This window comes from Micromonospora sp. NPDC049645 (assembly GCF_040675155.1).
Classification (GTDB): domain Bacteria; phylum Actinomycetota; class Actinomycetes; order Mycobacteriales; family Micromonosporaceae; genus Micromonospora.
Genome location: NZ_JBFAOI010000008.1, coordinates 25902 through 52413, shown reverse-complemented (window position 1 = coordinate 52413; position 26512 = coordinate 25902). Strand labels below are relative to the sequence as shown.

Genomic DNA, 26512 nt, shown 5'->3' with positions numbered 1-26512 from the left:
TGCGTGGGTCGGAGCGGGGTGACGCTCGGTCGCACGTTGTGGTGCCGCGGCTTACCCCAAGATCGTGCTCGATCGTGGATGTAGTGGCTTCCCGGCGCTTCGTGGCCACTACATCCTGGGATCGAGCATGACCTTGACCGCTACGGGCGATCGAACCCCGCTTCCGGCCGATCGAGCACGGTGATCGTCGTCAAGATCCGAGCAGTTTCAGCGATGTCGCTGTCTCGCGCGTGTCGGAGGCACCAACATCACGGAAGTTGCGCGGGGCGCGGGGAGACGGGGCGCGGGGAGACGGGGCACGGGGCATCGCCAGATCCGCGGCGAGATCAGGGGGCGCGCGGGGCGTCAGGGGGAGGGCAGGGTGTCGGCTGCCTCGGACAGCAGTGTCCAGGCCTCGTCGACGTGTGCCTCGGTGGTCTGCGGCGAGCCGATGGCCAGCCGTAACGTGTAGCGGCCGGCGACGCGGGTGTGTGTCAGGAGGACCCGTCCGGTGGCGTTCGCCGAGGCCAGCAGTGCCGCGTTGGCCTCGTCGTCGGCGCGTAGTCGGAAGCAGACCAGCGAGAACGGGTGCGCCGCGGCCAACTCGAACCGGTCGTCGGCGCGGACCCGTTCGGCGAATCGCGCGGCCAGCGTCACTCCGGTACGGATGTGTGCCCGCAACCCCTCGACGCCGTACCAGCGCAGCACGAACCACAGCTTCAGGGCTCGGAACCGCCGGCCCAGTGGTACCTGCCAGTCCCGGTAGTCGAGCACCGCGCCGGACTCCGAGGCCGCGTTGCGCAGGAACTCCGGCAGTACGGTCAGTGCCTCGATCAGTTCGGCGCGGTCGGCCACCCAGAACGCGTCGCAGTCGAAGCCGGTGAGCAGCCACTTGTGCGGGTCGAAGCAGTACGAGTCGGCGTACTCCAGGCCGGCGTGTGACCACCGCAGTTCGGGGCAGACGGCGACGGCGCCCGCGTAGGCGGCGTCCACGTGTAGCCAGATGCCGTATTCGGCGCAGATGGCCCCGATTGCGGGGATGGGGTCGATGGCGGTGGTGGAGGTGGTGCCGATGGTCGCCACCACGATGGCCGGTACGTCCCCGGCGGCCAGGTCGGCCTCGATCGCCGCGCGCAGCGCGCCCGGCAGCATCGCCTGGGTGTCCGGGTCGACCTCGATCGACCGGACGCCGTCGCTGCCCAGCCCGGCGATGCGTACCGCCTTTTCGATGGACGAATGCCCGTGGGTGGAGGTGTAGGCGCGGTAGCGCCGGTCGATGCCGGTGTCGCGCCAGCGGCCTGCGCTGGCCCGGTGCAGTGCGGCGAGGGTGGCCACCAGTGTCGCCGAGGAGGCCGAGTCCTGGATGACGCCGCCGCCGGTGCCACTCGACCGGAACCGTTGTGGCAGGTCCAGCAGGTGGGCCAGCCAGTCCATCAGCACCGTCTCCAGTTCGGTGCAGGCCGGGCTGGTGGCCCAGAGCATGCCCTGGACGCCGAGCCCGGCGCTGACCAGGTCGCCGAGGACGCTCGGGCCGGAGGTGTTGGCCGGGAAGTAGCCGAAGAAGCCGGGGTGCTGCCAGTGGGTCAGTCCCGGTACGACGATCGAGTCCAGGTCGGCGAGGATCGACTCGACCGGTTCGCCGCCGGTGGTGGGAGGCACGCTGGGCAGGGCGGCGGCCACCGTGCCCGGGGGATCGGCCGGGGTGACCGGCCGTTGCTCCACTGTCGCCCAGTAGTCGGCGATCCAGTCGACGACGGCGTGTCCGGCGCGACGGAATTCGGTCGGGTCCATGTGGTGGGCGCTCACCCGGACGAGTTGATCAGGCATTGATCGTGGGGGCAAGACCCGGAGTTCAGGGACGGTCATCGATGTTGCGTGTTGGAAAGCGCTTGCCTTACGATGCGCGGTGAGTCGGAATCCGTGAGTTCCAGGGCGTTTCACCCCCGATCAGATCGCCGTCCGTCGCCGTCGCGACGGGGTAGGTCCACTGTGCTTCCCCGGGCAGGGCCGGTGGGCCGCAGCGATCACCACCGGATCCCGGAGGCAGTCCATGCACCCGTCCAGACATCGGCTGATCCTGCTCGCCGGCACGACGGCCGCCGCCGTCGTGGCCGGCACCCTCGGCACGGTCGTCGCCTCGGCCGCCGCCGTCGGCTGCCGGGTCGACTATCAGATCACCAACCAGTGGCAGGGCGGCTTCGGCGCCAACGTCACGGTCACCAATCTCGGCGACCCGGTCAACGGGTGGGCCCTCACCTGGTCGTACCCGACGGGCCAACAGGTCGGCCAGGCGTGGAGCGCCACCGTCACCCAGTCCGGTACGCAGGTCACCGCCCGTAACGTCGACTACAACGCCGGCCTCGCCACGAACGGCAGCACCGCGTTCGGCTTCAACGGTTCGTGGACCGGCAGCAACCCGGCGCCGAGCAGCTTCGCGCTCAACGGCACCACCTGCACCGGCGCCCCACCCACCGGAGAACCGACCACCCCGCCGCCCACGACACCGCCGCCCACGACCCCACCGCCCACGACGCCCCCTCCGTCGTCGGCCGGGGTGGTGCAGATGGAGGACCTGGACCGAGGGCTGGTCAGCGTCCGCTCCGGCAGCGGCAACCTGGTTTCCTGGCGGCTGCTCGGCACCGAGAACTCCGGTGCGGCGTTCAACCTCTACCGGGGATCCACCAGGGTCAACGCCAACCCGATCACCGGCGCCACCAACTACCTCGACAGCGGGGCGGCGGCCGGCTCGACGTACACCGTGCGGGCCGTGGTGGGCGGCGCGGAGCAGGCGGCGTCGGCGCCGGCGTTGCAGTTCGGCTCGGGCTACCTGGACGTGCCGTTGCAGATCCCGGCCGGTGGCAGCACCCCGAGCGGCGAGAGCTACTCCTACAGCGCCAGCGACGCCTCGGTCGGTGACCTCAACGGCGACGGCAGCTACGAGATCGTGCTCAAGTGGGAACCGTCGAACGCCAAGGACAACTCCCAGTCCGGCTACACCGGCAACGTCTACGTCGACGCGTACACCCTCACCGGCAGCCGGTTGTGGCGGATCGACCTGGGCCGCAACATCCGGGCCGGTGCCCACTACACCCAGTTCCAGGTGTACGACTACGACGGCGACGGCAAGGCCGAGGTGGCCATGAAGACCGCCGACGGCACCCGCTCCGGCACCGGTCAGCTCATCGGCTCGTCGTCGGCGGACTACCGCAACTCCAGCGGTTACGTGCTGTCCGGCCCGGAGTATCTGACCATGTTCAACGGTCAGACCGGCGCGATCGCCTCGACCGTCAACTACGACCCGCCCCGCGGCACCGTCTCCTCCTGGGGTGACTCGTACGGCAACCGGGTCGACCGGTTCCTCGCCGGCACCGCGTACCTGGACGGGCAACGTCCCTCGTTGATCATGGCCCGGGGTTACTACACCCGCGCGGTGATCGCGGCCTGGGACTTCCGCAACGGCACGCTGACCAAGCGCTGGACGTTCGACTCGAACTCCTCCGGCAACGGCGCCGCCGCCGGGCAGGGCAACCACCAGCTCTCGGTGGCCGACGTCGACGCCGACGGCCGCCAGGAGATCGTGTACGGCGCCGCCACCATCGACGACAACGGCCGGCTGCTGTACTCGACGGGCAACGGTCACGGCGACGCCCTGCACGTCGGGGACCTGGACCCGGGCCGCGCCGGCCTGGAGGTGTTCAAGGTCGACGAGGATGCCAGCAAGCCCAGCTCCTGGTTCGCCGACGCCCGTACCGGTCAGATCCTCTGGTCCACGCCGGCTTCCGGCGACAACGGCCGGGGCGTGTCCGCGGACATCTGGGCGGGTAGCCCCGGCGCGGAGTCCTGGTCGTCTGCGGTCGCCGGACTGGCGAACACCCGAGGTCAGAACGTGGGCCGCAAGCCGTCCTCGGCCAACTTCCTCGTCTGGTGGGACGGCGACCCGGTGCGGGAGCTGCTCGACGCCACGAAGATCGACAAGTACGGCACCGGCGGCGAGACCCGGTTGCTCGACGGCAGCGGGGTGGCGTCCAACAACGGCACCAAGTCCACCCCGGCGCTCTCCGGCGACATCCTGGGTGACTGGCGCGAGGAGGTGATCTGGCGGACCACCGACAGTCGGGCGTTGCGCATCTACAGCACACCCACCCCGACCAGCACCCGGATCTACACCCTGATGCACGACCCGCAGTACCGGGTGGCGATCGCGTGGCAGAACACGGCCTACAACCAGCCGCCGCACCCGGGGTTCTTCATCGGCAACGGGATGGGCACTCCACCCACGCCGGACATCCACCTACGTTGATGCTAGCCCTGGCGGTCCCGAGCGGGGTCGCCTAGGGTGGCAGGCACCGGGCCGCAGCCGCGGAATCCGCTCAGCTCCGGCCCGGTGCGCCACACCGCGGCATTCCCAACCCGTCCCGACCGGGAATGCCGTACCACCACCGGCACCAACATTAGGCACCGTCCGGGTCGGCAGGGTGACGCTGACGTGAAGATCGTGTTTCACGCGCTCCGGCGCAGACCGCCCGCCACCTGCTCGGCGATCAACTCGTACGACCGCACCCGGTCCTTGACGTCGTACACCAGCGTGGTCAGCATCAGCTCGTCCGCGCCGGTGCGCTCCAGCAGCTCGGTCAGCTGCCGACGCACCGTCTCCGGCGAACCCATCGCCTGACCGTCGCGGCGCGCCAGGACGAACTCCCGCTCGATCTCCGAGTACGGGTACGCCGCCGCCTCGTCGGGCGTCGACAGCGGCTCCGGCCGCCCGGAGCGCAGCTTCAGGAACGACAGGGCGCTCGGCCCGGCCAGCCACTCGGCCCGCTCGTCGGTCTCCGCGCAGACCGCGTTGACCGCCACCATCGCGTACGGCTTGTCCAGCCACTGCGACGGCCGGAAGTTCTGCCGGTACAGGGCCAACGCCGGCAGGGTGTTCGCCGAGCTGAAGTGGTGCGCGAAGGAGAACGGCAGGCCGAGCAGGCCGGCGAGCTGGGCGCTGAAACCACTGGAGCCGAGCAGCCACACGGCCGGCTGCTCACCGCGACCCGGCGTCGCGATAATCTGCCCCGGCTTCTCCCCGCTGAAGTAGTTCATCAGGTCGGTCAGCTCGCGCGGGAAACCCTCCGCCGACAGGCCCTCCATGGTGCGCCGCAACGCCAGCGCGGTCACCTGGTCGGTGCCCGGCGCCCGGCCGATGCCCAGGTCGATCCGACCGGGGTGCAGCGCTTCCAGGGTGCCGAACTGCTCGGCCACCACCAGCGGCGCGTGGTTGGGCAGCATCACCCCGCCCGATCCCAGACGGATCGTCGACGTGTTGGCCGCCAGGTGCGCCAGCAGCACCGCGGGGGCGGAGCTGGCGATCGCCGGCATGTTGTGGTGCTCGGCCACCCAGAACCGGTGGTAGCCCAGCTCCTCGGTGCGGCGGGCCAGCTCGGTGGTGGCCTGTAGGGCCGCGCCAGCGGTGGTGCCCTTGGCGACCGGGGCAAGATCAAGAACAGACAGCGGTACGGTGATCACACGCATTGCCAACTCCCTGGCCTGCCCGTTCATTCCACCGCCGCTCAGCCCATCCCGCGCGCCTGCTCGAAGATCAGACTGGTCTGCGTGTGCTGCACCACCGGGTCGACCGCCAGGTGGTCCAGCACGAAGTCCCGCAGAGCGTCGCCGGACGCCGCCCGCACATGTAGCACGTAGTCCTCCGCGCCGGCCACGTGGAACACCGACACCACCCCCGGCAGCCGCACCGACCGGGCCCGGAACGCGTCCACCGCCGCCCGCTCGTGCGCGGTCAACCGCACCGACACCAGCGCCTGCAACGGCAGGCCGAGCGCCGCCGGATCCACCTCGGCGTGGAAACCACGGATCGCGCCGCGCTCGCGCAGCGCCCGGGTACGCGTCAGGCACGTCGACGGGGCCACGCCCACCCGTTCGGCGAGAGCGTTGTTCGGCAGCCGACCATCCGCTGCCAACTCGGTCAGGATCGCGCGATCCACCTCGTCCAGGGCCGGATACGGCCGCACATCATTCGGTTCCGGGGGCATCCCACCATCATCGCCCGAACTAACTGCGAAAACCATCCCGTCTCGCAGAATGATCTGCCTTTCTATTGCCCCTGGATGGGCAGATGTTCGACGCTACCGGCATGACGACGGTGGACACCCGGGCCGTGCACGCCGGCCGCGACGACCTGCGCACTCTCGGCGTGCACGTGCCACCCATCGACCTGTCCACCACCAATCCGCTGCCCTCGGTCGACGAGGGCGGCGCCGCCTACGAGCAACTCGCCACCGGCGGCACCCTCCCCGCCGGGGGCGGCGCCGTCTACCAGCGGCTCTGGAACCCGACCGTCGCCCGCTTCGAAACCGCCCTCGCCGAACTCGAAGGCACCGCACAGGCCGTCGCCTTCGCCAGCGGCATGGCCGCCCTCACCGCCACCCTGCTCGCCGCCGCCCGCGACGGCCGCCGGCACGTCGTCGCCGTCCGGCCCCTCTACGGCGGCACCGACCACGTCCTCGCCACCGGTCTGCTCGGCACCACCGTCACCTGGACGCGCCCCCACGAGGTCGCCGCCGCCCTCCGCCCCGACACCGCACTGGTCATCGTCGAGACACCCGCCAACCCCACCCTCGACCTGGTCGACATCGCCGGCATCGCCGCCGCGACCGGCGACGTCCCGCTGCTAGTCGACAACACCGTCGCCACCCCCGTGCTGCAACAACCCGCCCGGCACGGCGCCACCCTCGTCCTGCACAGCGCCACCAAGAGCATCGGCGGACACGGCGACGTGCTCGCCGGCGTCGTCGCCTGCGACCACGCCTGGGCCGCACGGCTACGTCAGGTCCGCGCGGTCACCGGCGCGATCCTGCACCCCCTCGGCGGCTACCTGCTGCACCGCGGCCTGCAAACCCTGCCGCTGCGGGTTCGCGCCCAGCAGGCCACCGCCGAGAAGCTCGCCGGCTGGCTCGCCGACCACCCCGCCGTACACCGGGTGCACCACCCCTCGGTGCACGACCCGGCGGCGCTGGTCGGGCGGCAGATGTCCGGACCCGGCAGCCTGCTCGCCTTCGAGGTACGCGGCGGCGCGCCCGCCGCGGCCACCGTCGCCGGCGCCTGTCAGCTCATCACCCACGCGGTGTCCCTCGGCGGCGTCGACACCCTCATCCAGCACCCCGCCTCACTCACCCACCGGCCGGTCGAGGGTGACGCGAAACCCGCCGCCGCCCTGCTGCGACTCTCGGTCGGCCTGGAAGACCCCGAGGACCTGCGTGCCGACCTCGCTCACGCCCTCGACACGATCGCCTGACGCGGTCAGCGCAGCTCGCGGTTGCCCAACACCCGGACCGGCGAACCCTGCCGCGCCACCCGCAACATCGCCCGACCGATCCCGTCGGTGGTGGTGACCTGGTTCGGCAGCAACCGTCGCAGCACCGGAAACAGCGGACGGGTGACCGCGTACCCGAGCCGATACCACCGCGTCTTCGACACCGCCCCGTACGTCGGCTGGATGAACCCCGGCCGGGCCGCGTACCCGTTGGGCAGCAAATCCATGATCGCGTTCTCGGCGCGACCCTTGACCCGCGCCCACATCACCCGACCACGACCCGACGAATCGGTCCCCTGGCCCGAAACGTAGACGAACGTGACCTGCGGGCTCACCTGCGCCAACAACCGCGCCGCAGCGACCGGGTAGTCGTAGCTGACCCGCGTGTACGCGGCCTCGTCCAGACCCAACGAGGACACGCCCAGGCAGTAGAAACACGCGTCGACACCGGTCAACTCGGCCTGTACCGCGTCCAACTCGCCCACGTCCGCCACGGTCAGCTCCCGCAGCTTCGGGTCCTGCCGGCCGGTCGGCCGCCGACCGACCGTCAACACCTCCCGCACGTCGTCGGCGAGCAGACACTCGCGCAACACTCCCTGCCCGACCATCCCGGTCGCGCCGAAGACAACCACCCGCATCAGATCCAACCCCTGTCGCCGCCCGCGTTTCGCCGTGATCGTCAGCCAGGCTCCCACGGTCGGCGTCATCCAGCGGGCAGCGGTCAGGACTTCGGGCCGACGTGCCGGTCCAGCGTGGCGACAGCGGCGCGGCGCGCCACCGACAGCGAGTTGGGCCGGTTCATCCGCCAAGCGACGCCGAGCAGGTCGAGGCCCCACTGGCAGAGCCCCATGATGTCGGTCGACTCGTTGACGAACATGTAGCGCGGGTAGACGTACTCCTTGCCGCGCACGGTCACCCGGTTGGCGAACCGGCAGCCGTCGGAGTGGAACAAGCCGCGCAGGAAGTCCCCCGGATGCGTCGCGACGATGTCCCGTTGCCAACCGGCGAGAATGATCGGACGTTCGTGCTTCTTGCCGGGGCCATGCTGGGGAAGCAGGCATGGCCATTGCTTCGCGGAGCTCTGCACGCTGACACAACCAGGCTGCTGGACGCGCTGGACCTTCGCCGCGAGCACCTGCCGCATGCTGGCGTCGCATGCCTCGATCAAGCCCGGCCAACTACTGCTGCAAGCGATGCGGAGCACCGGTACCCGTGCGGAGGTGACGAGATGCCCGTCGCCCAGGTAGAGACCGAGCAGGTAGAGGTATGCAGACGGATCTGTCTGATTCTTGACCTCGGGCCGGCAGCGAAAGCAACGAAGCTCGCTGCCGGACCTTCTCGGCTCGACCTGGTGCTTGCACCAGTCCCTGACCGTCGGGTAAGGAAGTCTCAGACGTCTGGCAACCTCGGCGACCGTGCTGCCGGCGAGGTGCTGCTGCCGCGCACGAATGCGTAATTCAGGTGGATGCACACGACTATTTTGGAACAGCCGTACGACACTTTTGGTGCCCCCGGTGGGATTCGAACCCACACTGTCGGAGGTTTGAGCTCCGCTTCTCTGCCGGTTGGAATACGGGGACGCTTGGCCGAATGCTCTGGTGGCCTCCCATAGGTTACCTACTACGCTGAGGGCGGCGACACCCGGTCGGGTTGGTGTCGGCTTATGACTGGTGGGGGTAGGGCTGGTGGCTGAGACGCCGACGGATGCCGAGCGCAGGCGCGTACTGATCGCCGAGGACGAGGCGCTGATCCGGCTGGACCTCGCCGAGATGCTGGTCGAAGAGGGCTACGAGGTGGTGGGGGAGGCCGGTGACGGTGAGACAGCCGTCCGCCTCGCCGAGGAGCTGAAGCCCGATCTCGTCATCCTCGACATCAAGATGCCGATCATGGATGGGCTGGCCGCCGCCGAGCGCATCGCCGGCGCCCGGATCGCCCCGGTGATCATCCTGACCGCGTTCAGCCAGCGTGACCTGGTGGAGCGGGCGCGGGCGGCCGGCGCGATGGCGTACCTCGTGAAGCCTTTCCAGAAGAGCGACCTGGTCCCGGCGGTGGAGATCGCGCTGTCGCGTTACTCGGAGGTTGCCGCCCTGGAGGCGGAGGTCGCGAGCCTGACCGACCGCCTGGAGATCCGTAAGTCGGTGGAGCGCGCCAAGGGCGCGCTGATGACCACGTACGGGATGACCGAGCCGCAGGCGTTCAAGTGGATCCAGCGCACGGCGATGGACCACCGGATGACCATGAAGGAGGTCGCCGAGCGGATCCTCGCGGAGACCGCCGGCGGCGAGGTGTCGCAGCAGCCGACCGTCTGATCACCGGGTGCCACTCGGCGGCGGGTGGTCGGATCGATAGCATCGACCGCGTGTCGGTCCGGCGTGCGATCGCGGTGTTCGGGGTTGTCGTCACGCTGCTCGCCGGCTGCCGGGCCGCCGAGAACGAGCGCCTTCCGCAACCGGTTCGGCCGCGGTGGGAGATGGCGGTCCTGCCGGTGCCGCCGGGCTCGCCGGGTCGGCTGATCGTGCGCGATGTGACCGCCTGCGCGGGTCGGTGGTACGCGGTCGGCGCGGTGGGTGCGCCGGACGGCGGCACCCGGCCGGCCGCCTGGCGCAGCGCGGACGGTCGAGAGTGGACGCCGCTGCTGTCGCGTCCGTCGAGTTACTACGGTGAACGGGCGATCCTCTACGCCGTTGGCTGCCACGAGGGTCGGATCGCCGTCATCGGGGCGCGGGCGGGCGGCGCGCACGGCAACCCGCGGGTGCGGACGTGGCGGCAGGACGCCGACGGCGGTCTGCGCGAGGTGTCGGCGGAGTTCGAGCTGTACGGCGGGCCGGAGGCGGTCAGCGCGAGCCGCATCGCGGGCGGCGCCGGCGGGTGGCTGATCGCGGGGGCCCGGACGGGTGGGGCGGCGGTCTGGCGTTCCCCGGACGCGAGTGGCTTTGAGCTGGTCGACCGTGCCGCGCAGTTGGCAAGCGAGGCGGGCCTGACGACGCTCGCCACGGACGCGGTCGCGGTGCCGGAGGGTTGGTTGGTCGGTGGCGGGGGGCGACCTGCGGGTCGGGCCGATCGTGACCCGTTCGTCTGGTTTTCCGCGTCCGGCGTGACGTGGACGCGGTTGGCGCTGCCGGCGACGGGGGAGGACGAGATCGTGCAGCGCCTCGTGCGGGTCGGCTCGTCGGTGTATGCCGTGGGGGTGCGGGGGAGCGGGTTCCAGGCGTGGGTGCGGGAGTCGACGGGTGCGGTTCCGGGTGCCGGGACGTGGCGGGCCCTGGGGTCGTTCGGGGCGACGGGCGCGGGCGCGGTGGCCGGTGTGGAGTCGGCGGCCGGCGGTGGTGGCGCGGTGTTGGCGATGACGGTGGCGGCCGACGGGCACCGGTTGTGGCGATCCGACACGGGCGGCTCGTCGTGGCTGCCGGTGGTGCTTCCGGCGGACGTTTCCGCAGGTGGGGACACGTCCGCGGCGGCCACTATGTGGGACGGCCGGATGGTGGTCACTGTCGACGACGGGGTGGCGGCGAAGGTGTGGTTCGCGCCGTTGGGGCCCGTCTGACGGGTTGTCGACAGACGCCGATGTGACATCTAAACGCGAGGTTCCCCGCCTCTGGTAACGGTTGAGTCAATGCCGCCTACGACACCTTACGGTGAGTAGTGCTTGTGGGATAACGTCCCGCCCCAGACCGGGTGAACGGTCCGGTCCGTGGTCGCCTCCGGCGTTCTGCCAGGCGACTTCGGGCTTCTGGACGGAGGAGGGGTTCCAGCCTTGAGGCAAAACTTCGTGCGCGTCCTCGGCAGCGTCGCCATCTTGGCGCTTGTTGCCGGCGGCGCCAGCGCATGTAAGAAGGACGAGGGCACGTCGGAAGGTTCCGCCAACAAGGCGTGCGACCTCAAGATCGGTTTCTTCGGTGCGCTCTCCGGCGCCGACGCCGGCCTGGTCACCCCGATGAAGCAGGGTGCCGACCTGGCCGTGGAGAAGTACAACGCGGAGAACGCGGACTGCAAGGTCACCGTTCAGGCGTTCGACTCGCAGGGCAAGGCCGACCTGGCGGGTGGCCTCGCGACCAGCGCGGCGGCCGACACGAAGATCGTGGCGATGGTCGGTCCGGCGTTCTCCGGTGAGAGCGAGGTCGCGCTGCCGATCTTCGACACCGCGGGTCTCGCCGTCATCAGCCCGTCGGCCACCCGGCCGAGCCTGTCGGAGAAGGGCTGGAAGGTCTTCCACCGCGGCGTGGGTAACGACTTCTCCCAGGGCCCGGCGATCGCCAGCTACATCAAGAACGTGCTGAAGGCCCAGAAGGCGTTCGTCATCGACGACCAGTCGGCGTACGGCGCGGGTCTGGCCGACGAGGCCAAGAAGGGCCTCGGCCCCCTGGTCATCGGCACCGACAAGGTCGTCGACAACGCGCAGGAGTTCGGTGCGCAGATCTCCAAGGTGAAGACCAGCGGCGCGACCGTGCTGTTCTACGCGGGCTACACCGAGGAGGCCGCGCCGTTCCTGAAGCAGCTGCGGGCGGCGGGCTGGACCGGCACGTTCATCGGTGGCGACGGCATCAACGACGCCAACATGCTGTCGGTCGCCGGTCAGAAGGACGTCGAGGGCACCATCGCCACCTGCCCGTGTGGCCCGGCGACGGCTGCCAAGGGCACCTTCGTGACCGACTTCAAGGCCAAGTACAGCGTCGACCCGGGCGTGTACGCCGACGTGTCGTTCGACCTGGCCAACATCTACCTCGAGGCCATCAAGTCCGGCAAGACCAGCCGCGCTGACATCCAGGCATTCCTCTCCACCTACAACAAGGCTGGCTCCGCCTCGGGCGTGACCTACAAGTGGGAGCCGAACGGCGAGCTGGACCCGGCGCAGGTCAAGGTGTGGGCCTTCAAGGCGACCGCCGGTGCGTGGGCTCCTGACGTGGAGGTCCCGAAGGCCTGATCCCTTCGGGGTCACAGGTTTGAGGGCGTGACGAACAGAGTTGTTTCGATGCGGTCGGGGTGTGTAACCCCGGCCGCATCGGCTCAACGCAACACCCTTCGGAGCATCGGTGGACTTTGCAGAACTCGTCCGGGGCTTCCCGGAACTGACCACAACCGGGTTGGTGCAGGGTGCGATCTACGCGCTCATCGCCCTCGGCTACACCCTCGTCTACGGCGTTCTTCGCCTGATCAACTTTGCGCACTCCGAGGTCTTCATGATCGGCACGTTCGGTGCCATCTGGACCTGGGCGGCCTTCGGGCTCGATAGCAACAGTGGTGCGCCCTCGGTGGGTCACGCGCTGCTTCTGATCGCCCTCGCGATCGTGGCGGCCGCGTTGCTGTCCGGCAGCGTCGCGCTGCTGATCGAGGTTACCGCCTACCGGCCGCTGCGGCGCCGCAACGCGCCGCCGCTGGCCTTCCTGATCACCGCCATCGGCGCGTCGTACGCCCTGATGGAGCTGATGGGGACGCTGACCCAGCGTCGGCAGGTCGGCTCGCCGGCTCTGCTGCCGGCCGACACGCTGTTCAGCATCGGCGGCTGGAGCATCACGCCCGTGCAGATGCTGACGCTGAGCGTGGCCATCATCATGATGGTCGGGCTCGACTGGTTCGTTAACCGCACGCGCTTCGGCAAGGGCATCCGCGCGGTCGCGCAGGACGCCAACACCGCCGCGCTGATGGGTGTCAACAAGAGTCGCGTGATCGCGTTGGTCTTCGTGCTGGGTGGTCTGATGGCCGGTGTGGCCGCCGTCTTCAGTGACATGAAGAGCGGAAACACCCGGTACAACATCGGCTTCCTGCTCGGGCTCAAGGCGTTCTCCGCCGCGGTGCTGGGCGGTATCGGCAACCTGCGCGGCGCGGCGATCGGCGGCGTGTTGCTGGGGCTGGTCGAGAACTACGGGTCGGCTCTCTTCGGCTCGCAGTGGCGGGATCTCATCGCGTTCGTCGTGCTGATCGTCCTGCTGATGTTCCGGCCGACCGGTCTGCTGGGCGAGTCGTTGGGGAGGGCGCGGGCATGACCGCTCTGCGAGAGCGTTGGCACTCCGCTTCGAGTGCCATCGGTCGGCGGGTCGACGAGCTGCCGAAGTCCGCCCGGATCACCGGCTTGCTGGCCTTCATCGCGTTCCTCTACGTCCTGCCGAACAAGTGGTTCTACGAGTACCTGAACATCCCTGGTGTGTGGATCCCGCTGTACACCACGCGCAACGACATGGCGGCGGTGCTGTTCTACTGCGCGTGGATCGTGCTGCTGTCGCTCGGTCTCAACGTGGTGGTGGGCTACGCCGGCCTGTTGGACCTGGGCTTCTTCGGCTTCTTCGCCGTCGGCGCGTACACGGTGGCGTTGTTGACGTCGCCGGAGAGCAAGCTCATCACCGAGTACAACTGGCTGGAGAGCCCGTGGCCGTGGTTGGTCACGGTGCCGATCGCCATCGCCCTGGCGTTGCTGTCGGGTGTGCTGCTCGGCGCGCCGACCCTGCGCCTGCGCGGCGACTACCTGGCGATCGTGACGCTCGGCTTCGCGGAGATGATCCGGATCGTCGCGAAGAACCAGGACTGGATCCTCAACGGTGACCGGGGCATCCCGCAGGTGGGGCACCCGCCGGGCAAGTACCCGGACGGAACGGCCATTTTCCAGTTCGAGTTCAAGCCGTACTACTGGCTGCTGCTCACGGTGATCATTGGCGCCGTCTTCCTGATCCGCAACCTGGCGAACAGCCGGGTGGGCCGGGCCTGGGTGGCGATCCGCGAGGACGAGGACGCGGCGGAGCTGATGGGCGTACCGACGTTCCGGTTCAAGCTGTGGGCGTTCGCCATCGGTGCGGCGGTCGGTGGTCTGTCCGGCACGTTGTGGGCCGGTCAGGCGAACTTCGTCAACTCCTCGACGTTCTCGTTGGAGAATTCGATCCTGGTGTTGGCGGCGGTTCTGCTCGGTGGTGCGGGCAGCATCGGCGGTGCGATCCTCGGTGGCTTCCTGGTCATCTACATTCCGGAGTGGCTGCGGTCGGTGGGTGACGTGTTCGGTCTACCGGAGACGGCCACCGTCTTCGGTAACGACTTCGACGTCAGCCCGACGTCGTTGCGCTACTTCATCTTCGGGATTCTGCTGATCATCGTGATGATCTTCCGACCGCAGGGTCTCTGGCCGAACCGGCGGCGGGCCGCCGAGCTCAAGGACCGGCAGAAGGAGGTGGCTGTCGTTGAGTGAGCCACGGATGGGTAGCGAGCGCGACGCCAGCAGCGAGCGCGACATGGCGATCGACGCGCGGACGACGGTGGGTAGCCCGCCGGAGACGTCCTCGACGCCGGACGAGACCGTCAGCGAGCCGGCCCCGGCGACCGACGGTCGTAAGCCGCTGCTGGAGGTCGACCACGTCACGCTTCGCTTCGGCGGCGTGGTGGCCCTCAACGACGTCAACTTCACCCTCTACGAGGGGGAGATCCTCGGGCTGATCGGCCCGAACGGCGCGGGCAAGACCACCTGCTTCAACGCGATGACGGGCGTGTACGCCCCGACGACCGGGCAGATCCGGTTCCGGGGTGAGAAGGTCAGCGGCCGTAAGCGGTTCCAGATCACCAAGCTGGGCATCGCCCGTACCTTCCAGAACATCCGCCTCTTCCCGGAGATGACGGCACTGGAGAACGTGCAGGTCGGCGCGGACGCCAACCACAAGACCAGCGTCCCGAGCGCCCTGCTGCGGTTGCCGCGGCACTGGCGGGAGGAGCGGCAGGGCAAGGAGAAGGCCCGCGCGCTGCTGGACTTCGTGGGCATCCAGGGTCGCGCCGGCGACCTGGCCCGCAACCTGTCGTACGGTGACCAGCGTCGTCTGGAGATCGCCCGGGCCCTGGCCACCGATCCCACCCTGCTCTGCCTCGACGAGCCGGCCGCCGGCTTCAACCCGGCGGAGAAGGTGGCGCTGCTACAGCTGATCCGTAAGATCCGCGACTCCGGCGTGACCGTCCTGCTGATCGAGCACGACATGCGACTGGTCATGGGCGTGGTGGACCGGCTGGTGGTGCTGGAGTTCGGGCAGAAGATCGCCGAGGGGTCGCCGGCCGAGGTGCGCGACGACCCGAAGGTGATCGCGGCCTACCTGGGAGGTGTCGAGGATGCTGCTTGAGATCGACAATCTGAAGCTGCTCTACGGCCGGATCGAGGCGCTGCACGGCATCAGCCTGCACGTGGACCAGGGCGAGATCGTCGCGCTCATCGGCGCGAACGGTGCCGGTAAGACCACGACCATGAAGGCGATCTCGGGGTTGCACGCCATCTCCGGCGGCAGCATCAAGTTCGACGGCGTCGACGTCAGCCGGCTGCGGGCCGACCTGCGGGTGATCCGCGGGATCGGGCAGTCGCCCGAGGGCCGCGGTGTCTTCCCGGGCATGACGGTGCTGGAAAACCTGGAGATGGGGGCCTACACCCGCCGGGACAAGGCCGACATCGCCAAGGACCTGGCGATGGTGTTCGAGCTGTTCCCACGGCTGCACGAGCGGCGCAAGCAGGCCGGCGGCACGCTCTCCGGCGGTGAGCAGCAGATGCTCGCGGTCGGTCGGGCGCTGATGACCCGTCCGAAGCTGCTGCTGCTGGACGAGCCGTCGATGGGTCTGGCACCGAAGTTGATCCAGCAGATCTTCGAGATCATCACCCGGATCAACGAGCAGGGCACCACGATCCTGCTGGTCGAGCAGAACGCCCAGCAGGCGCTCTCCCGGGCCCACCGGGGCTACGTGTTGGAGACCGGCCGGATCGTCAAGGAGGGCACCGGCGAGGAACTCCTGCACGACCCGGCGGTCAAGGAGGCGTACCTCGGCGTGGCCTGATCAGCGACGCGGAACAGAACGAGCCGGCCGGTGAGGGATAACCCTCGCCGGCCGGCTCGCACTTGTCAGGCGTCGGGACCGTCAGCTCATGAAGTAGCTGAGATACCAACCGCGCACGCCGCACCGACCGCAGTCCTTCGGGTACGTGGTCAATGTGCAGTAGTGCGAGACGTAGCGCTCCCCAGCCGCGTCGCACGCCGCCTCGCTGGGGTACGGATTGGTGGTCGTGTGTACCCAGCCGTCGGCAAGCGCTGGCGCGGCCAGCCCCAAGACCCCGGTCAGGCCGAGAAACATCGTCACCAGGACGCGACTCGTCCAGATCTTCATTGATAACCCCCGTTACGTAAAGATTGAGGGGAGTCTAACTGGGCTGATCGGATCTTGCTGTCCCACGCGGGGGCGGATGATCGCGGCACCTGTCAAGTGCCGAGCGAGAGTTCGCGAGGCCGCCGGTTCGGAACTGCCATTGGTGGCGGGGAGACGGTGATTCGCGAGGGCTGCACCGAGCATCTCGAGATCGGTTCTGTTTCCGGGATCTCAACCTGCCCTTCTCAGGCGCGAGGTTGGCGCGGGGTTGTCGGTCCGACGGACTAGAGTCGCTGCCGTGACAGCTACGACACCGCGTCTACTCCTCGTCGACGGACATTCCATGGCATACCGGGCTTTCTTCGCCCTGCCGGTGGAAAACTTCTCCACCACGACGGGGCAGCCCACCAATGCGGTGTACGGCTTCACCTCGATGCTGATCAACGTGCTGCGCGACGAGCAGCCCACCCACATCGTCGTGGCCTTCGACGTCTCCCGCCGGTCCTTCCGCACCGACAAGTACGCGGAGTACAAGGCCGGCCGCAGCGAGACCCCGACCGACTTCAAGGGCCAGGTCAGCCTGGTCAAGGAGGTCCTGGCCGCGCTGCGGATCCCGGTGGTGGAGAAGGAGGGCTTCGAGGCCGACGACGTCATCGCCACGCTCGCCTGCCAGGCCCGCGACCAGGGCATGTCGGTGCTGATCAGCAGCGGTGACCGGGACGCGTTCCAGTTGGTCGACGACCAGATCACCGTCCTCTACCCGCGCAAGGGTGTCTCCGACCTGGCCCGGATGGATCCGGCGGCGATCGAGACGAAGTACGGCGTTCCGCCCCAGCAGTACCGGGACCTCGCCGCGCTGGTCGGCGAGACCAGCGACAACCTGCCCGGCATTCCGGGTGTCGGCCCGAAGACCGCCGCTAAGTGGATCATCACGTACGGCGGGGTGGAGGGCGTGATCGCCCGCGCCGACGAGATCAAGGGCAAGGCCGGCGACAGCCTGCGGGAGCGGCTCGCCGACGTGATCCGCAACTACGAGATCAACGGCCTCGTCTCCGACCTGGAGCTGCCGCTGCGCCCGGAGGACACCCGCTGGGCCGGGTGGGACCGGGAGGCGGTGCACCAGGTCTTCGACACCCTGGAGTTCCGCATCCTGCGCGACCGTCTCTACCAGTACCTGGAGTCGGTCGAGCCGGAGGCCGAGTCCGGCTTCGACCTCGCCGGCGAGGTGCTCACCGAACCCGGCGCGTTGGCCGGGTGGTTGACCACGCACGCGCCGACCGGCACCCCGGTCGGCTTGGCGGTCAAGCTCGACACCGGCCCCAACCGCCGGCACACCGCCTCGATCATCGGTCTCGCGCTGGCCACCGCCGGTGGCGCGGCGGCGTGGGTCGACCCGGCCGGGCTCGACCCGGCCGACGAGGGCGCCCTGGCCAGTTGGTTGGCCGACGCGCAGCGGCCCAAGGTGCTGCACGACAGCAAGCCGGCCGTGCTGGCCTGCGCGGCGCACGGCTGGCAGCTCGACGGCATCGTCCGCGACACCCAGATCGCCGCGTACCTGGCCCGCCCGGATCAGCGGTCCTACGACCTGACCGACCTGGCGCTGCGCTACCTGCACCGGGAGCTGCGGGTGGACGTCCCGGAGACCGGCCAGCTCACCCTCGACGGGCTCGGCGACGAGGGCGTGATCGAGCAGAACCTGATGCTCCAGGCCCGCGCCACACTCGACCTCGCCGACGCCATCGACGCCGAGCTGTCCCGCGACGGCGAGCAGTCCGCCCGGCTGATGGCCGGCGTGGAGCTGCCGTTGATGCGGGTGTTGGCCAGCATGGAGAGCACCGGCATCGCCGCCGACACGCACTACCTGTCCGAGCTGGAGGCACACTTCGCCGCCGAGGTGAAGGCCGCCGCGCAGGGCGCGTACGAGGCGGTGGGTCGGGAGTTCAACCTCGGCTCGCCCAAGCAGTTGCAGGAGATCCTCTTCACCGAGTTGGGCCTGCCGAAGACCAAGAAGATCAAGACGGGCTACACCACCGACGCCGACGCCCTGCAGTGGCTCTACGCGCAGCAGCCGCACCCGGTGCTGGCCCACCTGCTGCGGCACCGCGACGTGGCCAAGCTCAAGTCGACGGTCGACGGGCTGCTCAAGTCGGTCTCCGACGACGGCCGGATCCACACCACCTTCAACCAGACCGTGGCGGCCACCGGTCGGCTCTCCTCCACCGAGCCCAACCTGCAGAACATCCCGATCCGCACCGAGGAGGGTCGACGGATCCGCCGGGCCTTCGTGGTGGGGGAGGGCTACGAGTCCCTGCTCACCGCCGACTACAGCCAGATCGAGATGCGCATCATGGCGCACCTCAGCTCGGACGACGCGTTGATCGACGCGTTCAACTCCGGCGCCGACTTCCACGCGGCCACCGCCTCGTCGGTCTTCGGGGTGCCGCTCGACGAGGTCACCCCCGACCAGCGCCGCAAGATCAAGGCCATGAACTACGGCCTGGCGTACGGGCTCAGCGCGTTCGGCCTGTCCCAGCAGCTCAGCATCAGTACCGAAGAGGCGCGCGGGCTGATGGAGAACTACTTCGCCGGCTTCGGCGGGGTGCGCGACTACCTCCAGCAGGTGGTCGCCCGGGCCCGCCAGGACGGCTACACCTCGACCATCCTGGGTCGCCGCCGCTACCTGCCCGACCTGGTCAGCGACAACCGGCAGCGCCGCGACATCGCCGAGCGGATGGCGCTCAACGCCCCGATCCAGGGCTCCGCCGCGGACATCATCAAGGTGGCCATGCTGCACGTCGACACCGCGCTCGGTGCGGCCGGGCTGCGCTCCCGGATGCTGTTGCAGGTGCACGACGAGCTGGTCTTCGAGGTCGCTCCCGGTGAGCGGGAGGCGTTGGAGGCCCTGGTCCGGCGGGAGATGGGCGAGGCGTACCCGCTGTCGGTGCCGCTCGAGGTGTCTGTCGGCCTGGGCCGGGACTGGAACAGCGCCGACCACTGATCCGCTCCCGTTCTCGGTGTGGGGGTTCCGGGGCAGCCCGACCCACTCCGGGCGGTCAAGCTTGATCCCTGCGTGGGTCGGGCTGCCCCGGAACCCCTGACCGGGTCACAGTGGTCGCGGCCGTTGGCGGCTACGTGCCACCACGTGCGGCGGATGACGGCTACTTCAGGGGGTCGTGGCCCCAGTTCATGAGGGACCAGCGCCACTTGGTGTCCCGGACGTCGCCGGAGGGGCGCTGTGCCATGTGCCGGCGTACGTAGCCGACCACCTTGCGCATGTGCTTGTAGTCGCCCTCGGACAGGTCGCCGCGTTTACGACGGAGCAGATTGATGATCTTCCGGCCGGACTCGTGCCCGACGGACTCGCCGCCACCGGCGTGACCACCCTTGTGCCAGCCGACCTGCTTCGACTCGTCGGTCTCCAGCCACGTGGACAGCTCACCGGGCTTCATGTTCACCGCTTCGGTGAACTCCCGGTAGGTGTCCCGGCCGTCGTCACTTCTGCTCATGACGCAGCGCCTCGGGGCGGTGGGTCACGTCGCGGCCCGTGCCGTCACTGCGGACCCGGTACTGCGGGTCGTCGGGGGCCGCGTTCACGGCCCGCCCACGGATCCGCGTCCGCTCGGTGATCGTCCCCCGCACCACGCCGTACGCGCGGCTACCGTGGGCCGACCAGGAAACATGGTCGCCCTGGTGGAATCTCTGTTCGGCCATGGTCCTCGGCTACCCGACCCGGCCGGGGAGAAACGGGCTACGGGGTGATCTCGGCGACCGGCAACTTGATGTCGAACGGCTCGGTCAGTTCGATCACGTCGGCACCGTCGGCGACCAGCTCGTACTGCCGCTCACCGCCCGGCCCCACATGGTCGCCGATGCGGTACGCGTAGACGTGCACCGGGTCCTGCTCGATCCGCCAGTAGAAGGGGATTCCGGCGGCGGCGTACTCACCCGGTTTCGCGAACCGGTCGATCCGTCGCGTGCCGGGCAAAACGATCTCCACGGCGAGTACGACATCCGCCGACTCGGCGCTCATGGGCCTGAAGCTACCGGCGATCCACGGGTCGCAGGCCGGACCGCAGGTGCGACGGGCTCAGTCGGCGGGCTTCTCGGTGACGAAGATGGCGGTGCCGGGGAAGAGTCGTCCACGCAGCGGACTCCACTGCCCCCAGATCCCCTCGTGTCCCTCCGGCCACTCCGGCTCCACCAGATCCAGCAGCCGGAACCCGGCGCCGACCAGCTCGCGGATCCGGTCGCCGAGCGTGCGGTGCTGCTCGACGTAGGTGGCCACACCGGACTCGTCCTGCTCGACGTAGGGGGAGCGGTCGAAGTACGAGTGCACGGCGGTCAGCCCGCCCTCGCCGGGGTCGTCGAGGAAGATCCAGCGTATCGGGTGGGTCACCGAGAACACCCACCGGCCGCCCGGACGCAGCACCCGGTGCACCTCGGCGAGCAGCGCGGCCGAGTCGTCCACGAACGGGATCGCACCGAACGCGGTGCACGCCGTGTCGAACGACCGGTCGGCGAACGGCAGGGCGAGCGCGTCGGCCTGCACCAGCGGTACGCGTACCCCGGAGCGGTCGGCGGCCTCGGCGGCGTGCCGCAACATGCCGGCGGACAGGTCGAAGGCGACCGGCCGGGCGCCCTGGGTGGCGAGCCAGCGGGCGGCCGCCGCGGCACCGGCGCCCACCTCCAGCACCCGTCGCCCCGACACGTCGCCGAGCAGTCGGGCGTCGGCCTCGCGCAGCCCCTCGGGGCACCACACGAAGTCGACGTCGCCGAGGAACGCGCCGTGCTCGGCCTGGTAGTCGTCGGCGTCGGTGTCCCACCAGCCACGGTTGGCGCGCCGGGCCTCGGCGTCACCGACCCGGCGCCGGGTAACCCGGCTGTCGTCATCCACGCGCCCACGCTAGGCCCCACCCGTCCGGTTCGGCGCGGCGACGCGTCCACGATCTGCGCGACGGCGCGCCTGAGGTTTTCGGCAAGTCGCGGTGTCCGGGCCGGTGGGAGGCGCGGGCAGCCCCGCGAAACCAGTCGATCACGAACGCCGCCGCCGATGCCTTCGAACGCTACTTCTGGGGCTGCTGTGACGCAGGAGACAGCAGGGGTGGTTTCCGGGTGATTGTTCGGCTTTCGCAGGTCATCGCACGCAGAGAAGCCGGGAGGGCTTGCACGCTGTGGTAATGCGCACGGTAGGCTAGACGATGCGCTCGCGGATCGCGTTGCCTCGGCAGGGAGCAGGTGCGCGGTCGACGGAGCCACATCATGATCTCACTAGGCGATCGTTCGGTGTGCCCGGCGACGGATCCGCTGGCGCGAACAGGTCACTGCGACACACCAGCCTGCTGTGACAACCCACCGACCGGAGCAACCGCCCACATGACGAGCAGCATCGAGGCCCCCTCGAGCGCCACCCGGGTCACCCACGACGATCTCGGTTCCGAGGAGGCTTTCCTCGCCGCGATCGACGAGACCATCAAGTACTTCAACGACGGCGACATTGTCGAAGGCACCGTCGTCAAGGTCGATCGGGACGAGGTCCTGCTCGACATCGGCTACAAGACCGAGGGTGTCATCCCCTCTCGGGAGTTGTCGATCAAGCACGACGTGGACCCCGCCGAGGTTGTGACGGTTGGTGACCACATCGAGGCCCTGGTCCTCCAGAAGGAGGACAAGGAGGGTCGTCTGATCCTCTCCAAGAAGCGGGCACAGTACGAGCGGGCCTGGGGCACGATCGAGAAGATCAAGGACGAGGACGGCGTCGTCCGCGGTTCGGTCATCGAGGTGGTCAAGGGCGGCCTCATCCTCGACATCGGGCTGCGCGGCTTCCTGCCCGCCTCCCTGGTCGAGATGCGGCGTGTGCGCGACCTGCAGCCGTACGTCGGGCGGGAGCTCGAGGCCAAGATCATCGAGCTGGACAAGAACCGCAACAACGTGGTCCTGTCCCGCCGGGCCTGGCTGGAGCAGACGCAGTCCGAGGTGCGCACCGAGTTCCTCAACAAGCTGCAGAAGGGCCAGGTCCGCAAGGGCGTCGTGTCCTCGATCGTCAACTTCGGCGCCTTCGTGGACCTGGGCGGCGTCGACGGTCTGGTGCACGTCTCCGAGCTGTCCTGGAAGCACATCGACCACCCGTCCGAGGTCGTCGAGGTCGGCCAGGAGGTCGAGGTCGAGGTCCTGGACGTCGACCTGGACCGCGAGCGCGTCTCGCTGTCGCTGAAGGCGACCCAGGAGGACCCGTGGCGGCAGTTCGCCCGCACCCACGCGATCCAGCAGATCGTGCCGGGTAAGGTCACCAAGCTGGTCCCGTTCGGTGCGTTCGTCCGGGTGGACGACGGCATCGAGGGCCTGGTCCACATCTCCGAGCTGGCCGAGCGCCACGTGGAGATCCCGGAGCAGGTCGTGCAGGTCGGCTCCGAGGTCATGGTCAAGGTCATCGACATCGACCTGGAGCGCCGCCGGATCTCGCTGTCGCTCAAGCAGGCCAACGAGGGCTTCGTCGAGGGCGAGGAGCACTTCGACCCGACCCTCTACGGCATGGCCGCGACGTACGACACCGAGGGCAACTACATCTACCCGGAGGGCTTCGACCCGGAGACGGGCGAGTGGCTCGAGGGGTACGACAAGCAGCGCGAGACCTGGGAGAACCAGTACGCCGAGGCTCGTCTGCGCTGGGAGGCCCACACCAAGCAGGTGCAGACCTCTCGGGCCGCCGACGCCGAGGCTGCCGCCAACCCGACTCCGGCCGTTCCGGCCGCGGCCGGCGGTGGCGGTGGCACCACCTCCTCGTCCAGCCCGGCCCCGAGCCGGCAGGCCGAGGAGCCGGCCGGCACCCTGGCCACCGACGAGGCGCTCGCCGCACTGCGGGAGAAGCTCGCCGGCGGTAAGTGACCCGCTGAACGACGACGGGCCCCGTCCCCGCGATCTCCGGATCGTTGGGGGCGGGGCCCTCGCCGTACCCGGGCGAGCTGCGCGCCCGGCCCCGCTGACCGGCAAGATCGCACTCGATCCAGGATGGACGGGCCGCCCGGAGGCCGGACACCACTACATCTTGGATCGAGCACGATCTAGCGGCGCCGCGCGGGCCGTCGGGGGCGCCGGGCGGGTGGTTTGGCGACGGGCTTGTGCATCCGGTTGACTGTTCGGGTGCTGAGGGTGGGATTGACCGGCGGGATCGGGTCGGGCAAGAGTGCGGTGGCCGCGCGGCTCGTCGAGCGGGGCGCGGTGCTCATCGACGCCGACCGGGTGGCCCGGGAGGTGGTGGCGCCCGGTACGGACGGGCTGGCCGAGGTCGTGGCCGCCTTCTCCGACGCGGTGTTGGACGCCGACGGGGCGCTGGACCGTGCCGCGCTGGGAGCTGTGGTGTTCGCCGACGAGAGCGCCCGTCGTCGGCTGGAGGCGATCACCCACCCCCGGGTCCGGGCCCGTACCGCGGAGCTGACCGCCGCGGCGGCGCCCGACGCGATCGTCGTCAACGACGTACCGCTGTTGGTCGAGGTGGGGCTCGCGCCGACGTACCACCTGGTGCTCGTGGTGCAGACGGCCGTGTCGACCCGACTGGAGCGGCTGGCGCGCGACCGGGGGATGAGCCGCGCGGAGGCCGAGCGGAGGATCGCCGCGCAGGCCGACGACGCCCGTCGCCGGGCGGCGGCGGACGTGGTGTTGACCAACGACGGGAGCCTGGCGGCGTTGCACGACGCCGTCGACCTGCTCTGGCGGCAGCGGCTGGTGCCCTACGAGGACAACGTGCGCCAGCGGCGGGTGGTTCCCGCGGACCAGGTCGACCTGGCCGGGGCTGACGCGAGTTGGCCGGAGCAGTACGCGCGGCTGGCCGCTCGGATCCGGCACGCGCTGGGCTCGGACGCCCTGCGGATCGACCACATCGGCTCGACGGCGGTGCCCGGCCTCGCCGCGCAGAACGTCATCGACGTGCAGGTGGCGGTGTCCAGCCTCGCCGACGCCGACGGGCCGCTGGCCGACCGGCTGGCCAACGCCGGGTTTCCCCGGGTGCCGGGGCAGTGGTGGGACGACCCGCGCCCGGCCGGCAGGGGTCGGTGGGAGAAGCGGCTGCACGGCAGCGCGGACCCGGCCCGCCCGGTTCGTCTGCACGTGCGGGTGGCCGATTCGCCGGGGTGGCGGTACGCGCTGCTGATGCGCGACCACCTGCGGGCCGACCCGGATCAGCGGGCCGCGTACCTGCTGCTCAAGCGGGATCTGGTCGACGCGGCCCCGGAGGCGGGCGATTCCGGCACGGCCCGGGATCCGTGGTTCGACGAGGAGTACCTGCGGGCCGAGCAGTGGGCCGAGCAGACCGACTGGCACCCCTGAGGGCACGAGTCAGCGGGCACCGGCCCGAGGTGCGGAGGACCGCGGGGCGGTAGGACGCGGGGCTGCGGGCCGAGGGGTGGCAGCCAGCCGGGGCACGACGGCGGGAGACAGATCGAGGTGTGCCCACGCGCCGGCCTCGGTCCGCAACTCCAGTCGGCGTAGCGAACCGTCGTGGTCGATCCAGTAACGCAGCCGCGCGCCGGTCGGGCCGGACTCGACGACGTCGACCGTCCGTCCGGCGGTGACGTCCTCGCGTACCCGCACGGCCGCCCCGCGGTGCCCGACCGACCCGGCGGCCAGCGCGGCGTCGATCAGCAGGCCCAGGTCGTCCCGGCCAGGTCGGGAGACGCGCCAGCTTCCCGCCGGTGGCGGCAGCGGTGGCCGGACCGGTGCCTCGGCGGTGCCGCCGCCGGCGGCGACCGCCGGCAGGTCCGCTCGGGCCAGGCCGGCGGCGTCGCGCCGCAGCAGGGTCCGGCGATTCGGCACCCCCAGATCGGCGATCGAGAGGTACGCGGTCCGCGCGGTCCAGCTCAACCAACCGGCGCCCCGCAGGTTCGTGTCGGTGCCGATGGGCGCGCTCAACGTCAGCGTGGCACCACCCTGGGCGCGTAGCCGGGCCGGTAGCCGCTCCAGCCGACGCTGCTCGGTGTCGGTCAGCGCGCGGGGCAGACCGGGTCGGCCGCCGAGCGCGTCCACCGGCTGCAGGGTCGGCCGGTCCGCCCGGTTGAAGATCATCGTGACCGGGTCGGCGTCGGGTAGCCGGGTCACCAGCTTGTGCAGCCGGGCGTCCTGGTCGAGCCAGTACCGGGTCGTTCCGTCCGGCGAGACCGTCGCGCTGCCGGGTGCCGCACCGGCCGGTGGGGCGCGGGCGGGCAGCGGCGCCTGGATGACGTCCAGCGGGCCGGCCGGCACGGTGTCCCGGGCGACCCAGCGCGCGCCGCTGGCCGTGGCCGTCCTGGTCCGGTCCGGGCGGTCGGCGGCGAGATCGAGGAGCAGGTCGAGCACCGGCGCCAGGCGCGCTCCGGGGGCCAGGCGGTGCAGCCGCCAGCGATCCGCCGGAGGCACCAGCGGTGGTGTGGCGGGGGTGGGCACCGCCGCCGGGTCGGGGCGGATCACCAGCACCGGACCGCTCTTCTGCAACAGCCCGCGCTCGGCACCCGCACCCGGCCCGCCCACGTCGACGTAGAGCAGGGCCCGGGACCAGTCCACCCAGCCCACCAGCTCCAGGCGGGCGGCGCCGGTGCCGGCGGTGACGCGTACCCCGGCGCGCAGGTCCCGCAGGTTGGTGACCCGCATCGCGGCCAGCCGCTCGCTCTCCGCGACGGTCAGCGGCCGGGCCGGCTCGGGCGGGTCGGGCGCCCAGCTCAGCAGCCCGAGCACCAACGCCGTCGCGGACGTCACCGCGGTCAGACCGAGCAACAGCAGGACCGTACGTCTGCGCCGACCGGCCGAGCTGCCGGGGTCGTCGCCGCCGCTGCTGCTCTCGCCGCCGCCGCTGCTCTCGTCGCCGCCGCCGCTGCCGGTGTCGGTGGTCGTGTCGGTGTTGTCCGGCCGGGGCGTGCCCGTGCGGGCGGTGGTGTCGGGTGCCGGGGTCGGAGAGGTGTCCACGGAGGTGAAACGGGCGGGACGGCATCGGGGTGACGAGCAGGGGCGCTCGCGGCGGCCGGTCTGCGCCTCGAGCGCGACCACACGGGTGCGCACGCCGGACGAGCCGGGTGCTGCGACCGCAGTGCCGAGGGTGACCGGCCGTGATGACGGCCTGGCCACCGGCCCGGTCGGCCGCCGCGAGCGGCCTACAGGAAGAGGGTAGTC

General features: G+C 70.2%; 23 protein-coding genes and 1 tRNA gene. 12 read left to right on the top strand and 12 right to left on the bottom strand.

The genetic code is table 11. The annotated features are described in order from the left end of the window. Positions 1 to 345: 345 nt before the first annotated feature. Positions 346 to 1785, bottom strand: a complete 1440-nt coding sequence (locus AB0J33_RS19205; RefSeq protein ID WP_363615318.1) for a pyridoxal-dependent decarboxylase — start codon at positions 1783 to 1785, stop codon at positions 346 to 348. Positions 1786 to 2029: 244 nt separating this feature from the next. Between AB0J33_RS19205 and AB0J33_RS19200 the strand changes: the two genes are divergently transcribed. After that, positions 2030 to 4279, top strand: coding sequence for a cellulose binding domain-containing protein (locus tag AB0J33_RS19200; protein ID WP_363615316.1), 2250 nt, complete (start codon positions 2030 to 2032; stop codon positions 4277 to 4279). Between the two features lie 200 nt (positions 4280 to 4479). Here AB0J33_RS19200 and AB0J33_RS19195 read toward each other — a convergent pair whose 3' ends face one another. Together AB0J33_RS19195 and AB0J33_RS19190 are read right to left on the bottom strand one after the other, a co-directional pair. Continuing rightward, entirely contained in the window at positions 4480 to 5496 is a 1017-nt protein-coding gene (locus AB0J33_RS19195; RefSeq protein WP_363615314.1) for an LLM class flavin-dependent oxidoreductase, read from the bottom strand. 38 nt (positions 5497 to 5534) lie between these two features. Beyond that, a complete protein-coding gene (locus AB0J33_RS19190) occupies positions 5535 to 6014 on the bottom strand; it encodes an Lrp/AsnC family transcriptional regulator (RefSeq protein WP_030334356.1) in 480 nt (159 codons plus the stop codon). Between the two features lie 83 nt (positions 6015 to 6097). On the opposite strand from AB0J33_RS19190, the gene AB0J33_RS19185 reads away from it, so the two are divergent. Beyond that, positions 6098 to 7276, top strand: a complete 1179-nt coding sequence (locus tag AB0J33_RS19185; RefSeq protein ID WP_363615311.1) for a PLP-dependent transferase — start codon at positions 6098 to 6100, stop codon at positions 7274 to 7276. 5 nt (positions 7277 to 7281) lie between these two features. Here the strand turns inward: AB0J33_RS19185 and AB0J33_RS19180 are convergent, their stop codons facing one another. From AB0J33_RS19180 to AB0J33_RS19170, 3 genes are all read right to left on the bottom strand, one after another. Then, entirely contained in the window at positions 7282 to 7932 is a 651-nt protein-coding gene (locus tag AB0J33_RS19180; protein ID WP_363615309.1) for an NAD-dependent epimerase/dehydratase family protein, read from the bottom strand. 83 nt (positions 7933 to 8015) lie between these two features. After that, positions 8016 to 8765: a transcriptional regulator gene (locus AB0J33_RS19175; protein ID WP_363615307.1), complete on the bottom strand. Its 750-nt coding sequence runs from the start codon at positions 8763 to 8765 to the stop codon at positions 8016 to 8018. 32 nt (positions 8766 to 8797) lie between these two features. Then, positions 8798 to 8874, bottom strand: a tRNA-Leu gene (locus AB0J33_RS19170). Positions 8875 to 8979: 105 nt separating this feature from the next. On the opposite strand from AB0J33_RS19170, the gene AB0J33_RS19165 reads away from it, so the two are divergent. The 7 genes from AB0J33_RS19165 to AB0J33_RS19135 all read left to right on the top strand — a co-directional run bounded on the left by AB0J33_RS19165 (position 8980) and on the right by AB0J33_RS19135 (position 16075). After that, a complete protein-coding gene (locus AB0J33_RS19165; protein WP_238680276.1) occupies positions 8980 to 9603 on the top strand; it encodes a response regulator in 624 nt (207 codons plus the stop codon). A 50-nt stretch (positions 9604 to 9653) separates the two neighbouring features. Continuing rightward, entirely contained in the window at positions 9654 to 10838 is a 1185-nt protein-coding gene (locus AB0J33_RS19160; RefSeq protein WP_363615305.1) for a hypothetical protein, read from the top strand. A 210-nt stretch (positions 10839 to 11048) separates the two neighbouring features. Then, positions 11049 to 12215 (top strand): branched-chain amino acid ABC transporter substrate-binding protein, encoded by a 1167-nt coding sequence (locus AB0J33_RS19155; protein ID WP_363615302.1) that lies wholly within the window; start codon positions 11049 to 11051, stop codon positions 12213 to 12215. A 109-nt stretch (positions 12216 to 12324) separates the two neighbouring features. Further along, positions 12325 to 13275 carry a branched-chain amino acid ABC transporter permease gene (locus AB0J33_RS19150; RefSeq protein ID WP_355426878.1) on the top strand — a complete coding sequence of 317 codons (951 nt, stop codon included), beginning with the start codon at positions 12325 to 12327 and terminating at the stop codon, positions 13273 to 13275. After that, positions 13272 to 14462, top strand: coding sequence for a branched-chain amino acid ABC transporter permease (locus tag AB0J33_RS19145; protein ID WP_363615299.1), 1191 nt, complete (start codon positions 13272 to 13274; stop codon positions 14460 to 14462). The genes AB0J33_RS19150 and AB0J33_RS19145 overlap by 4 nt, the downstream gene beginning before the upstream one ends. Next, positions 14455 to 15375 (top strand): ABC transporter ATP-binding protein, encoded by a 921-nt coding sequence (locus tag AB0J33_RS19140; protein ID WP_363615296.1) that lies wholly within the window; start codon positions 14455 to 14457, stop codon positions 15373 to 15375. The genes AB0J33_RS19145 and AB0J33_RS19140 overlap by 8 nt, the downstream gene beginning before the upstream one ends. Next, the gene (locus AB0J33_RS19135) at positions 15365 to 16075 is read left to right on the top strand and encodes an ABC transporter ATP-binding protein (protein ID WP_363615294.1); all 711 of its coding nucleotides are present in this window, start codon (positions 15365 to 15367) and stop codon (positions 16073 to 16075) included. The genes AB0J33_RS19140 and AB0J33_RS19135 overlap by 11 nt, the downstream gene beginning before the upstream one ends. Positions 16076 to 16156: 81 nt before the next feature. Here AB0J33_RS19135 and AB0J33_RS19130 read toward each other — a convergent pair whose 3' ends face one another. Then, a complete protein-coding gene (locus AB0J33_RS19130; protein ID WP_363615291.1) occupies positions 16157 to 16402 on the bottom strand; it encodes a hypothetical protein in 246 nt (81 codons plus the stop codon). A 277-nt stretch (positions 16403 to 16679) separates the two neighbouring features. Between AB0J33_RS19130 and polA the strand changes: the two genes are divergently transcribed. After that, positions 16680 to 19379 carry a DNA polymerase I gene (polA, locus tag AB0J33_RS19125; RefSeq protein ID WP_363615288.1) on the top strand — a complete coding sequence of 900 codons (2700 nt, stop codon included), beginning with the start codon at positions 16680 to 16682 and terminating at the stop codon, positions 19377 to 19379. A 160-nt stretch (positions 19380 to 19539) separates the two neighbouring features. Here polA and AB0J33_RS19120 read toward each other — a convergent pair whose 3' ends face one another. From AB0J33_RS19120 to AB0J33_RS19105, 4 genes are read right to left on the bottom strand one after another with little or no spacing between them, the layout of a single operon-like run. Then, a complete protein-coding gene (locus AB0J33_RS19120; RefSeq protein ID WP_363615286.1) occupies positions 19540 to 19887 on the bottom strand; it encodes a DUF3140 domain-containing protein in 348 nt (115 codons plus the stop codon). Next, positions 19874 to 20092 (bottom strand): DUF2945 domain-containing protein, encoded by a 219-nt coding sequence (locus tag AB0J33_RS19115; protein WP_363615284.1) that lies wholly within the window; start codon positions 20090 to 20092, stop codon positions 19874 to 19876. Before AB0J33_RS19115 ends, AB0J33_RS19120 begins: the two co-directional genes overlap by 14 nt. 37 nt (positions 20093 to 20129) lie before the next feature. Continuing rightward, entirely contained in the window at positions 20130 to 20411 is a 282-nt protein-coding gene (locus tag AB0J33_RS19110; protein ID WP_363615282.1) for a Uma2 family endonuclease, read from the bottom strand. A gap of 57 nt (positions 20412 to 20468) precedes the next feature. Beyond that, positions 20469 to 21275 (bottom strand): class I SAM-dependent methyltransferase, encoded by an 807-nt coding sequence (locus AB0J33_RS19105; protein ID WP_363615280.1) that lies wholly within the window; start codon positions 21273 to 21275, stop codon positions 20469 to 20471. A 479-nt stretch (positions 21276 to 21754) separates the two neighbouring features. On the opposite strand from AB0J33_RS19105, the gene rpsA reads away from it, so the two are divergent. Then, positions 21755 to 23263 carry a 30S ribosomal protein S1 gene (gene rpsA, locus AB0J33_RS19100; RefSeq protein ID WP_363615278.1) on the top strand — a complete coding sequence of 503 codons (1509 nt, stop codon included), beginning with the start codon at positions 21755 to 21757 and terminating at the stop codon, positions 23261 to 23263. 255 nt (positions 23264 to 23518) lie between these two features. Then, entirely contained in the window at positions 23519 to 24700 is a 1182-nt protein-coding gene (coaE, locus tag AB0J33_RS19095) for a dephospho-CoA kinase (protein WP_363615276.1), read from the top strand. Between the two features lie 9 nt (positions 24701 to 24709). On the opposite strand, the gene AB0J33_RS19090 is transcribed toward coaE, so the two are convergent. Beyond that, complete coding sequence (locus tag AB0J33_RS19090) at positions 24710 to 26308, bottom strand: hypothetical protein (RefSeq protein ID WP_363615273.1); 1599 nt, start codon at positions 26306 to 26308, stop codon at positions 24710 to 24712. Positions 26309 to 26512: the final 204 nt, after the last annotated feature.

Coding starts and splice junctions, on each gene's coding strand:
- AB0J33_RS19200 (WP_363615316.1), top strand. CDS start 2,030: ATGCACCCGTCCAGACATCGGCTGATCCTGCTCGCCGGCACGACGGCC.
- AB0J33_RS19195 (WP_363615314.1), bottom strand. CDS start 5,496: ATGCGTGTGATCACCGTACCGCTGTCTGTTCTTGATCTTGCCCCGGTC.
- AB0J33_RS19190 (WP_030334356.1), bottom strand. CDS start 6,014: ATGCCCCCGGAACCGAATGATGTGCGGCCGTATCCGGCCCTGGACGAG.
- AB0J33_RS19185 (WP_363615311.1), top strand. CDS start 6,098: ATGTTCGACGCTACCGGCATGACGACGGTGGACACCCGGGCCGTGCAC.
- AB0J33_RS19180 (WP_363615309.1), bottom strand. CDS start 7,932: ATGCGGGTGGTTGTCTTCGGCGCGACCGGGATGGTCGGGCAGGGAGTG.
- AB0J33_RS19145 (WP_363615299.1), top strand. CDS start 13,272: ATGACCGCTCTGCGAGAGCGTTGGCACTCCGCTTCGAGTGCCATCGGT.
- AB0J33_RS19135 (WP_363615294.1), top strand. CDS start 15,365: ATGCTGCTTGAGATCGACAATCTGAAGCTGCTCTACGGCCGGATCGAG.
- AB0J33_RS19130 (WP_363615291.1), bottom strand. CDS start 16,402: ATGAAGATCTGGACGAGTCGCGTCCTGGTGACGATGTTTCTCGGCCTG.
- AB0J33_RS19120 (WP_363615286.1), bottom strand. CDS start 19,887: ATGAGCAGAAGTGACGACGGCCGGGACACCTACCGGGAGTTCACCGAA.
- AB0J33_RS19115 (WP_363615284.1), bottom strand. CDS start 20,092: ATGGCCGAACAGAGATTCCACCAGGGCGACCATGTTTCCTGGTCGGCC.
- AB0J33_RS19110 (WP_363615282.1), bottom strand. CDS start 20,411: ATGAGCGCCGAGTCGGCGGATGTCGTACTCGCCGTGGAGATCGTTTTG.
- rpsA (WP_363615278.1), top strand. CDS start 21,755: ATGACGAGCAGCATCGAGGCCCCCTCGAGCGCCACCCGGGTCACCCAC.